Genomic DNA, 11629 nt, shown 5'->3' on the forward strand with positions numbered 1-11629 from the left:
TCCTATCCTTCGATAATATCGTTCAGCAAGCGCACTTCCAAATCAGGGACTTGGATCGTATATTCTTTCTCGATATTACTGAATGCCAAATGAATCAACTCCATTTGTTTTTTATGTTCTTTTTTATAAGCCGCCAGATCTTCTTGTTCATCGACAGACTCTTTGCGTAAAATACGTTCGATCATACAACAACAGTGTAAATACAAGAGAAACAGTTGATTATTTGAAAATTTCTGCGTTCTTAGTTTCTCGATTTCACTGATGGCCGATTGGACCGACGTCAATACTTTATCGGCATCTAAGATCGTCAAGTTCTCAACGATCTTACTGAGGGAAAAATTAAAGATCAGATCTTCTTTTAGCGTCTCCTCTTCAATCTCAAAATTGCCATAAAGGCAATTGATAAAGGTCCCGATCGCCTCCCCATTGATCAAACAGTCTAACCCAATATAAGGAACATGGGGGATCTGCGGATTCTCTGTGCCAACGATCATTAATACATCATAGAGTTGAAAGGGAATCTCATAGTTTTTATTCTCAAATAATTTTTTATAATCGTAGGGAATGATCTCTAACTCTTCAGCTTTTTCTCCCAAGCAGCGAATCAAGATTTCTTGAATCTGTCGTGCACTGCCGATCCCTGTGTAACAGCAAGTGATGATGGCTTTTTTCTTCTTGACGACAGGAAGGACTAATTGCTTTTGAATCGTAAACTGTGCTTGGATTTTCTCATTAATCTCTGTCAAACTGTTCCCAGACAATACGGCCTGACCCACTTCCAATAATAAGGGGGTGTTCACATGGTCAATAATCAGTAATGGTCCTTTTAGCTGCTTTTTCAACGACTCGCCCAACTGATTGAGAGAACCCATATCGACTAACAAAATCAAGCCATGATCAGTGCGGTTCTCGCTGATATAGCGAAGGATCTGTGCTTCTATTTTACGCAATGAAATATCGATCGGCATATCATAGGCTTGAAAGACATTTTTCCCCAATATCCGATTGGCCACATTCGCCAAACTGCTAGCGGTCGAATATCCGTGAGCCAAGACGACACTCTTGACGCCAGTTTGAACCGTTGCACTATTCAAGCTATAAAAGAAGATCGTCATAAAATAGATATCCTCTTCTTCGACTGTCAAGTCTAGATTTTGGGACAAGTGGTACAAGATCTTTTTCGCGTAAAGGTACGGCGTCTCGGCAATATTTTTTAAAAATTCACGGAATGTCTCTTTCAATGCCACATTCTCTTTTCGATCATCAAAATAGGCATAATTGCCTTTGATATAGAGATAGTTTGCCAATGTGATCACGCGATTGCCGTCTTGCTCAAAGCCATAGCTGTCATGGAGAAAATCGATGGTTTGACGGATATGATACACCAATACCGAATAAATCGAGTGTTCCTCATCATAGGACTCTTGAAAAATAAACGCATCCATGATGCGGGTCACTTTCTTCGATAGCCGATTCATGTACTCTTTGAAGTTTTTGTTGTCATTGATGACTTCAGTAAATTCTAAAAACATCTCATCAAAAAATTGGATCAGCAGATCGTTGCTGTTCGTGCTTAAAAGATTTTTGTTCTGATCCGTAGGCGAATAGTGCCGATCGCTGGAATTTTTTCGAGGTTTTGTAAAATTTTCTTTGAATTTGCTGCTGTATTCGATCGGCATATCCAATAATTTGATTTGAACCGTGGGCTTCTGTTTCTGATGGACATAGGCATTGCCGCAGGCATATTTAATGATATTCTTGATATTGCCCACGTTGCCATCAAAATCGCTATTCATCAAAAAATCGATCAATTGATCAGAAACGGTCAGATTCCGATCTAAGATTTTGCTCTCATTCAGGAAAAATTCATCAATCAGCGCTAGCCTTTCTGATAAAGGGCGTTGCTGAAAGGTAGGCAATGTAACGATCACCGGCAACCTTCGCAGAAAAGTGGGCAAAAAAGTGGTGTAAATGTTCTCTGTCGTCGCAAAAATCAGCCGGACATTGGCTTTTCGACGGACACTATTGTCTCCCATCGGGGAATACTCCCCCGTGTCCATAAAGGTGAACAGTTTCTCCTGCCCTTCTTCTGATAACCGGTGGACTTCGTCTAAAAAGAGAATCCCGCCATCCGCTTTTTCAAGTAGACCGCTATGGTGCTCATTGGCACCCGTGAAAGCCCCTTTGGTATAGCCAAAGAGTGCAGCAGACAGCAATTCCGGATTATTAAAATACTGGGCACAATTATAGGCAATGTAGGGACTTTTCGGCTGCAAGACGTGTTCTTCCAATGCATAGGCATAGATTTTACTCGCCAAAAAGGTCTTTCCTGAACCGCTGGCACCTACTAACAGCAATGGCAATCCCTGATTTGGATAAAGTACCGCTGTTTTTATTTGATCAATGCTCTCTTTTAAACTTCCCGTCGCACCAATCACTTTTTGAAAAACGGACTCAGGAGCGTCCTTTTTTAGAAAATCAAGGGAGTCATACTCACTCTTAGAGAGGACATAGCCTTGATCTTCTAAGCCTTTTCTATGTAAAAATAAGACGGGATACGTTTTGACTTTGATCAATTCCCCTTGCCGCACGCCTTCATTCAGGTAGCTGCTGACTGTACTGCGATTCAGATTCATTGCATTGGCAATCTTATTTGCCGAGAAACAAGCCGCATCGATCTCTTCAATTTTTGAAGTCAACTTAAATAAATAATTGTTTAACGTCTTCATATTTGCCACTCCCTCATTGAATTTACGCTCTTTCCAAGATCCATTTATTTTACCTTATCTTGAGGCTTTGATCTGAGAAAAACCAAGCGATTTCTCCTAAAATAGCAGATCATTATCACAAGAATCCCGCTGCTAATTCTGACTGCAAAATTGTTTTCCGACAAATATCGATGCAAAGAACCGGTCCCATCAGCGACACAACAAGGAGATTTGTACCGACTCTCCGAATCAAAGAAAAATCGCAGGAGGGATGGTACTATTCCAACAAATCCTCTCGCGACACTGTCACGAGAGGCCTCCATCTTTGCGATTGTTGGGATCATGTCGTCGGTTGTTGACTTCAATCACCATTTTTTAGTAAGTTCTTTATTAGTAAGTTAGTTTCCACATGTAACGTCTTTTCGTCAATGGATGTTCTCTTGCTTCAGAAAGTTCTTCTGCATAGACTCTAAACACAGCGGTGATCACGAATGGGTTGAAGTAATCAAGCACTTCTTTGCTGATATGAGCCGACAAGCCATAGTCTAAAGCATCGACTACTTCTGTTTTCGTATCAAAGCGTTCCAAGAAGGTTAATGCCCGCGCATCGATCTCTCTGGTTTTTCCATCATTCATCAATAAGATAAACGGTACATCTTTGTCCACGATCTCGAAAGGACCATGGAAAAATTCGCCAGAATGGAATGTGCCTGAGTGGATCCATTGCATTTCCATCAACAAACAAATCGACGTGGAATAAGCCACTTCATGGGTCGCACCGCTACTCATCACATAAATGACTTGCTCATCTTTGAAGCGTTGAGCGAAAGCTTTTGCTTGCTTGCGGGCAGATTCGGCACTCTTTTGTGATAAATCATAGATAGTAGCAAAGCCTGCCATCATGGCATCATAGTGTTCATAGCCTTCAATTTGATGAAGCAATTCAACTGCCAATTCCAAACAGAAGCCGGTCTTCTCCAGTTTTGCGGCATAATTTTCTGCAAAGCGATGGTAGATAACATAATCTGCATCTTTTGTTAACGGTGAATCTACGCTTCGTGTTAAACTAATGACAGTGGCACCTTTTTCTTTCGCAACTGCATTTGCTTCAACGGTTTCAGGAGTCGTACCTCCTAAAGAAGCTGAAATAACGACAGTCGTTTCATCAAGGGAAGCAGGTGTCGCATGATTGAATTCGTTGGCTGTATAATGACTGATCCGTAATTGCTTCGCATTTTGGTCGAGAAAATACTTAGCTGGATATAGGTCTGCTTTAGAGGCGCCGCAGCCAACGAAGACAATCGATTTTACCTCTTTCTCTTTGACAATTTCTTGGACAATTTGTTTTGGATTCATTGAATGAATTCCTCCTTTAAATTTTTAACCATAAACCATAAATGGTTGGTTCACTTATGCAAGTATTCCTAAAAGACTCATCACGATCCCACCGATCAAACAGATTGCTAACATCCACCCTGTTTTCACTTTTTTCTGCAACAGCCAATACATCAAGAACGTGATGCCTAATGGCAGAATCTGAGGCATGACATTATCTAAGACATCCTGTAACACGAATGCTTCACTCATTTGAATCGGTGTCGTGATCCCGATCATACTGGCGATCATGGAGCCAATCACCATCAATCCTACAATGGAACAAATGTACATCACCTTGTCCATTAAGCCTTCTTGATAAAGTTTGGCTAAATACTTGTTTCCCATGGTGTAGCCGATCTTGCCCCCATAATAAGTCACAAAAAAGGATGGCAAGAAGGAAACGATCATGGCTAAGATTGGGCCCAAGATACTGCCTTGCTGGGCTAGGTTGATTCCTAGACCAAATGCCAATACGCGAATGGTTCCTTGAAAGAAGGAATCACCCACCCCTGATAAAGGTCCCATCAAAGAAGTCTTCACCGCACTAATAGATTCCGGATTGAAACTAACTGGATCTTCGTAATATTGTTCTTCCATCGATGAAGCTAATCCTAGAACAAAGGCACTTGTTTGCGGCGTACAGTTGTAGTACATCATGTGTCGTTCGTAAGCCTCTTTTTTTCTTTGCTCATCTTCAGGATTCTTATAGATGGCATCCAAAATCGGTGCGATACCATACATAAAGCCCATATTCATCTGTCTTTCATAGTTCCAAGACGCTTGAATCGCCCATGAGCGCCAGAAAAACTGACGATATTTCCATACATTTGGATCTTTCTTTTTCATGAATGAACCTCCTTATAAGTCATCTAATGGATCTGGGTCTTGCGGCTTGCCTGCTCGATTTCCTACTTGAACCATGACAAAAGCCACAATACAAGCAAAGGCCGCAACTCCAGTCACACTTAAACCAGAATAAGCCGTGATCAAGAACCCTAGAAATAGAAATGCGACCATTTTTTTCGTCAGCATCGTTTGCAGCAACAACGCAAACCCATAAGCTGGCAAGATCTTACTAGCCACCGTCAAGCCATCTGTCAGCCATTGCGGAATAGCCTCAACGACTTGTGTGACTAAGTTCGTGCCAAAATAAATGGCCATGAATATCGGAATGAAATACATCAGTGCGTATAAGCCCGTCCCATAGAAAATATGAATTCTTCGGGCTTGATTAAACTTCCCTTGCTCAATAAATTTGTCTGCCGCGTGTGTCAAATTCGATAAAATCGTTCGCATGAGAATCCCGAGCATTTGTCCTAAAACAGAGATTGGAATCGCAATCGTCAATGCAGCCTCTGCATTGGCATTTGATAAAATAGCAAAAGATGTCGCAATGATCGACGCCATATTCATGTCAGGTGGTGCTGCCGCTCCAATATTGACAAGTCCCAAAGACATCAATTCCAATGAGGCACCGACGATCAACCCTTTTTCCAAATCTCCTAACGCTAGACCAACTAATGTACTAACGATCAAAGGTCGCTCAAAGTTCAACCTTCCCAACAGCCGTGAATCCAAAATACAAAAAACACCAATTAAACCTAATACAATCGACCGAATGAGCATTTTTTTCCTCCTTTATAGCATTGTATTTAAATCCTCTTTCTTAGAGGTTGGTACCTGCTGCATATACTGCACGATCCCCAGATCTTTCATTTTGCGCGCATCTTCTGCTTCCGCCTCTGTCAAAAAAATGGCATTGCTGTATTGCTTTGAGCCGGCTTTTTTGATGATTCCGCCATAATTGATCTCTTTGACTTTAGGATATGCTTCAATAAATCGCCGCGTCTCATGGGTATTCCCAAAAATGATCATGATGTTTTCGGCGAGTTGTTCGATCTTAGGCATTTTAGCGATCAGTTGATCCGTTGCTAAAATCGTTAGCTTGATGCCCGCCGGTTTGGAAAGATTCAACGACATCTTCTTGAATTCATCATTGGCAGCTTCATCGTTTGCGACAATAATACGGTTGATATTAAAAAACTTACTCCATGAAAAAACAACCTGACCATGTAACAAGCGATGGTCGATCCGTACTAATTTGATCATAATTCATCCTCCTCTGCTGTTGCTTCGACTAGTAATTTCTTACAATTCACAATAGATCGCTGACTTTCCTGAATAATAGCTGCTAATTCTTCTTGCGAGACTCGGTTGACTTGTGTAGCAAGTGTGATCACCAATGGAAGATTCATTCCAGTGATCAGTTCCAAATCGGGGTGCTCTTGAACGACCCCCAGCAGGTCGTTGTTGACACTCCCTCCAAGAATATCTGTAAGAATATACGTGTCTGCCAAGTCTACTTTGGCTAATATATTCTGAATTTGCTCTGTCATCGGTTGATCTTCGTCTCGAAAAGCAGATAATGCATAAATGTTCGAATGATCTCCTATAATCATTGCAGCAGTCTGTTTTAATCCTTGAGATAACTCTCCATGGCTTGCTAGAATGATTGTTGCCATATCATTAACCCTCCTGTCTGTTTACACCTTTCTATAAGCAAAAGGCGTGCCAACTTTCTAAAGCGCTGTCATAGCAAGGATCCTGCCGGCTCTCAACACTGGAAAAAAGTGTGCTGAGAGAGTGTTGGGTGGGAGTGTTGGGCAAAAAAAGCTCTTGGAAACATTTCCAAGAGCTTGAAGTATTGTTAGTTATTTAAAATGCTGCTTTTTGTAGGGGTTGCCTAAACTAGCTTAATCAATGAGCATTGACGGTTGCCATCCAATTGAAAGCTTGTGCAGCTGGCAATTCCTTTCAACACGTTTCTATTACATATATCTCTACATATCTCTACTACGTATCTCTACTACATATCTCTACTACACATCTCTACTATATACCTACCATACGTCTCCACGACTCTTTAAAATTCACTCCTATTATCGGCTAACGATTCACCGATCGTGCCAGTCTTGCAGCCGTATGTCGTTTACCACGAATTGCGTTTGATAAGACGGTAATATTCTCAATTCCATATATCCCCATATTTGCATCACCAATATGCTGAATATCAACGCCTAAAATTTTATTTCTCAAGGCAATTTCACGAATGGTTTCTGGTTCGGCACTCTCTTGACTGGTGCCGATTGCGCTCATCACTAAGACATCTTGCGAATGCGCATCGTCTATCACCGCTTGCAGCAGTTCCTCATTCACACCGGGAACTGTGCCAATCGCCGGAACCAATAAAACATCTGCCCCAGCAGCAATCATTTGATGAACCACCGATTGATCGACTACTGGTTCACTTACACCGGCACCATGCATTTTCCCAGCAATGATCAATCCAGTAAAGGATTTTCTGGCTTCTTTGATTGCTTCAACAATCGCTTGATTACTCACCCCAACCCCGGGATTGCCTGTCAGACAAATGAAATCAAAGCCTAGCTGATTGGCTTTTTGGAAGGTTTCTTTTGTGGCTTGTCGTCCTGAGGCAATCGTTATCCGATCTTCAGCCATTTGAGCAGTCAGATCCACTGGCTCTAGGTTCACGCCAATCGGCAATCCAACGAGTCTTTTCAACTCGCGAATAATCTCGGATTTATCTGTTGACGTCACCTGACTCAATGAATTTTCGCCATACATTCCTAGAATAACTGGATTTTCTGTATCAAAACCGTTTAATAAAATTAAATCAGCCCCATAGGCACGAGAAAACTCACTGTAGGTAATATTTGCTTCTAAAGGAGGATGCAGCACCACATTTTCAGACAAGACCACCCGACCTTCACTGGCTTTGATGCTTTGCTTCAGTTCCTCCCTAGACATTTTTGCAATTTCACTAGCGGTTGCACTAATCAATCGTTTCATCTTTTTTGCTCCTCTCTCTTTATTCACTTCTATTCTACGTCTCGTTGCGCCTTATCTACCAGTAAAAAGAATGGTAAGTAGCACAAGATATCCACGCCGATGATAATCAATTGCCAGATCACCCCAGAAATATGTCCCGTCGCTAAAAAGCCGCTGATTAATGGGGGTGTTGTCCAAGGGACTGCCACACCAATCGTCTTGTGCAATAGGCCGGCATTCGTTGCGGTATATGCAATAACTACATTAATAACTGGCGTCAATAGAAATGGTATCAACAGATTCATATTTAACATGACTGGCAGGCCAAACATCACTGGCTCACTGATATTAAATAGATTTGGCACCGAAGCAATCGGTTTAAGAGCTTTTGACTGAGCACTTTTACCGAAGAACAACAAGGCAATCACTAACCCAAGGACTGCTCCACCACCGCCAATATAAGCAAACATATCGAAAAATTGAGAAGTCAAAATCTGCGGCAATTCCTGTCCACTCTGAAAAGCCAGCCGATTCGCATCTGTATTCGCCAAAAAGATTGGTCCCGTCACTGAACCGACAATATTGCCTCCGTGAATCCCCATAAACCAGAAAAGACTATTTAAGAAGACCGTCAACATGGCACCGGCTAATGTTCCGCCAATAAACCCCAACGGTCCGGCTAAGCTGGTGGCCAAGAGCATATGGGCATTTTCAAAAGCAGATAAATCGATTATAAACGCCAATAAAAATGCCAACAGTAAAATGACCGTTCCAGGAATCAACGCCGCAAAGCTCCGACTGACTGCTGGCGGTACGCTTTCAGGCATCTTGATAACAATATTGCGTCGAATAAACCATTGAAAAATCCAAGCAGTTATTAATCCCACAACGATCGCAATGAAAATCCCTCGACTGCCTAAATACGTCACTGGAATTCCTTGCCCTTCCTCACTGAGAATATTGGGTGTTAAGATCAACCAGGCGGATACAGCTAATACACCAGCACTGGTCCCGTCTACCTGATACTGGTTCGCCATTCCGCGGCCAATCCCAAAAGCAGCAATCAAACCCATGATCCCAAAAGAAGAATTTACCACATGGTTCATCATCTGCAACAATCGTCCATCTGCCAGCTTACCTATCCCCTCTGTCCATCCGGAAATCGGGAAACTACTGATAATCAAAAACACACTACCAATAATAATCAGAGGCATCGCCAACGCAATACCATCTCTGATAGCAATCAAGCCTTTAATATTTCCCACTCTGACCGCAATAGGTAAAAGAAATCTTTCCATCCACTGTTCAATTTTTTTCATCTTTCCCCTCCATTTTCTCTTTCATTATGGCTTGTCTTCGTCCAAGAAACAGCCTGTTATCACCTACCGTGCAAGAAAAAACGAATAGAAACCAAGGCTTGCCATCTTCTGAGCCTAGGATAGAAGTGCTGCACGCCAAACTACTGATCATTTCCTGCATTTCTCGTTCAGCTATGACTGCCTATTTTGGGAAACAGATTTTAGTAGGCTTCTTGCTTGTTGATCTATTGGACCCATCCTGCGCATGAATGCATCCAACAAAAAAAGGCATCGGACAAGACTGTCCAATGCCTTTGACATAGCAAAATAAGCGTCGGGCATCCTGTGAAAATTTCCCACAAAATACCTGCTACCACTAGAAATCCAGCAGATTTTTGGGTACAATAAACACGTTGATGCCGATGGCGTTCAACTATGGCAACTTGATTGGTCATCTGTCTTAAAGTTGTGACTGATCAGGGCCTTATCCCTCTGTTCCCGCAGAGTGATAAGGTGCCTATTTTTTTGGTTCCTATTCGGTTATTAGTGTAGCGAATCTTGAAAGGGTTTGCAAGCTAACATCTGAGAAAAAATGAATAAAAATTTCAGAATATGGACGTCTTTCTATGTGGAATGAAAAGCGTGCTATTCTTTTAGCAAAAACAAACGGAGATAGAGGTATTGCTGCTCCTCTTGTAGGAACATAGATAACAGGGAAGGTTATTGTTTCTTGTGTTGCAGTGTTTTCTTTCTAACAAAGCGATTCAAGTAAAATTATAGAAGATGGATGTTAAGTGTCCGCGCCCGATTTCTACCGACACCCCTCCTCAAAAAGAGACCAAGAATCCTTCCGATTCTGGTCTCTTTTATCAGACTATTACTCATAACTCCCGGTATTTCTTCTTGGAATCCTTGCTTTGTTCCACCGGATATTTCACCGCATTTTTCTGCAGTTTCTCTTTGATGATCTCATCAACATCTAGCTTTAGATTATCCGCCAGCATATAACTGTAGATCAACACGTCGGCAATTTCTTCTTTGAGGTGTTCAAAATCTTTCAGCGCCTCTTCCGAAGATTTCCATTGAAAGATCTCCAGCAATTCTGCGGCTTCGATTGAAATCGAAAGCGCCAAATCTTTCTCATTGTGAAATTGACGCCAATTCCGTTCATCACGAAATTTATTGATTAATTCCATGGAGGTTTCTTTGTGAATCATAGTTTCTCCTTTTGCTCTAATGAATAGCTACCTTGCTCTTTTGAGATAGCGTGTCGGATAGATTAATTAGCTAATAACGTTTTTATCTTCACAGCTTCATTTTCTATCCAGTATTTTCTCGAAGCTTAAAAAATAGTTGGCATTACAGAATTAGTTTGAAATATCACCGTAGCTTTCTGATAAATATGAGTAAATCTATTCTTTTAGATTTCTGTTTAAAAGTAATTACTTCTATCCTTGATATTTATGATACTTCCATGATTGTTTAATCAAGCTAGCAATATACTCAATTTCTTGATTATTTCTCATGATGACCTCATAGTCCCCTTTTCCCCAATGACCAATTTTACTCACATCTCTTGCTAAATTTCGTGAATCATTTAATTCACCTGATTTCAAGTTAATCCAAATCTTGAGAGAGCTTTTTTGAATTTGAATATCAACAATATTTCGCTTTAACTTGAATGAATTGTAATGCTTAACCGCTTTTACTTTAATATCATTATCCCAAGTTAATATAATATCTTTTAATTCTTTATAGAGATCTTGAATTTCTTCTGAGCCTTTCAACATATGCTCTTTCTCTGTATAAAGCCTAATTTCTTTTGACAATCCACGTTCTAATGCTTCATCATCACTTTGTTTAGACGAATTTATATTGCTTGTTTTTGTTAATGATTCAATAGTAACAAGATCATTCTTATATTTTTTAGCAATTACTAAATCTATTGGTAGCTTGGGGTTATTAATTGCTCCATATTGATACTCTGTATATTCATTTGCCACAAAAATAATACGAGTCTGTGACCAATCAATATCAACAATTTTTTTTAACTGATTTGGATAATACTCATTGTACTTTAAAACAAAATCGCCCTTATGAGCCAACAAAGTATTAAGATAGGCATACCCTTGATCAATTACACTGTATCGTTTTCCTTTTTTATATTCAATTATTACAAAACTTTTAGTATCAGAATCATAAGCTACCGTATCTAACCGAAAATTACCTACAGTAAATTCTGAAGCAACAAAGTCCAAATTAAATAATGTTTCTAAGTTTTCCTCAATGAGTTCTTGCAATTGCCTTTCTTTAGCAAAAACTTCTTCTTTAATTTCTTTCATTTTCAGGTTGCTCAATTGATAAAGCGCCAAATAACTCAACCACCTTTTCAGAAGA

General features: G+C 40.6%; 10 protein-coding genes. All 10 read right to left on the bottom strand.

Translation table 11 applies throughout. The features are described 5' to 3' along the window. Positions 1 to 2: 2 nt before the first annotated feature. Positions 3 to 2729 (bottom strand): sigma 54-interacting transcriptional regulator, encoded by a 2727-nt coding sequence (locus HED61_RS15570; protein ID WP_138371216.1) that lies wholly within the window; start codon positions 2727 to 2729, stop codon positions 3 to 5. 369 nt (positions 2730 to 3098) lie between these two features. Further along, positions 3099 to 4064: an SIS domain-containing protein gene (locus tag HED61_RS15575; protein ID WP_230322291.1), complete on the bottom strand. Its 966-nt coding sequence runs from the start codon at positions 4062 to 4064 to the stop codon at positions 3099 to 3101. Positions 4065 to 4118: 54 nt separating this feature from the next. Next, positions 4119 to 4931 carry a PTS system mannose/fructose/sorbose family transporter subunit IID gene (locus HED61_RS15580; RefSeq protein ID WP_219645100.1) on the bottom strand — a complete coding sequence of 271 codons (813 nt, stop codon included), beginning with the start codon at positions 4929 to 4931 and terminating at the stop codon, positions 4119 to 4121. A 12-nt stretch (positions 4932 to 4943) separates the two neighbouring features. Continuing rightward, positions 4944 to 5711 (bottom strand): PTS mannose/fructose/sorbose/N-acetylgalactosamine transporter subunit IIC, encoded by a 768-nt coding sequence (locus HED61_RS15585; RefSeq protein WP_081131920.1) that lies wholly within the window; start codon positions 5709 to 5711, stop codon positions 4944 to 4946. Between the two features lie 12 nt (positions 5712 to 5723). Further along, complete coding sequence (locus HED61_RS15590; RefSeq protein WP_176332902.1) at positions 5724 to 6194, bottom strand: PTS sugar transporter subunit IIB; 471 nt, start codon at positions 6192 to 6194, stop codon at positions 5724 to 5726. Then, entirely contained in the window at positions 6191 to 6607 is a 417-nt protein-coding gene (locus tag HED61_RS15595) for a PTS sugar transporter subunit IIA (protein ID WP_103300139.1), read from the bottom strand. Before HED61_RS15595 ends, HED61_RS15590 begins: the two co-directional genes overlap by 4 nt. Before the next feature lie 424 nt (positions 6608 to 7031). Further along, positions 7032 to 7955: a DUF7916 family protein gene (locus tag HED61_RS15600; RefSeq protein WP_021150459.1), complete on the bottom strand. Its 924-nt coding sequence runs from the start codon at positions 7953 to 7955 to the stop codon at positions 7032 to 7034. Between the two features lie 29 nt (positions 7956 to 7984). Further along, complete coding sequence (locus HED61_RS15605; RefSeq protein WP_219645099.1) at positions 7985 to 9253, bottom strand: PTS sugar transporter subunit IIC; 1269 nt, start codon at positions 9251 to 9253, stop codon at positions 7985 to 7987. A gap of 860 nt (positions 9254 to 10113) precedes the next feature. Further along, positions 10114 to 10449 (bottom strand): nucleotide pyrophosphohydrolase, encoded by a 336-nt coding sequence (locus HED61_RS15610; RefSeq protein WP_219645098.1) that lies wholly within the window; start codon positions 10447 to 10449, stop codon positions 10114 to 10116. Between the two features lie 231 nt (positions 10450 to 10680). Then, positions 10681 to 11604, bottom strand: a complete 924-nt coding sequence (locus HED61_RS15615; RefSeq protein ID WP_219645097.1) for a DUF5655 domain-containing protein — start codon at positions 11602 to 11604, stop codon at positions 10681 to 10683. Between the last annotated feature and the right edge of the window lie 25 nt (positions 11605 to 11629).

The sequence above is a fragment of the Enterococcus gallinarum genome (genome assembly GCF_021496385.1).
Lineage (GTDB): Bacteria > Bacillota > Bacilli > Lactobacillales > Enterococcaceae > Enterococcus_D > Enterococcus_D gallinarum.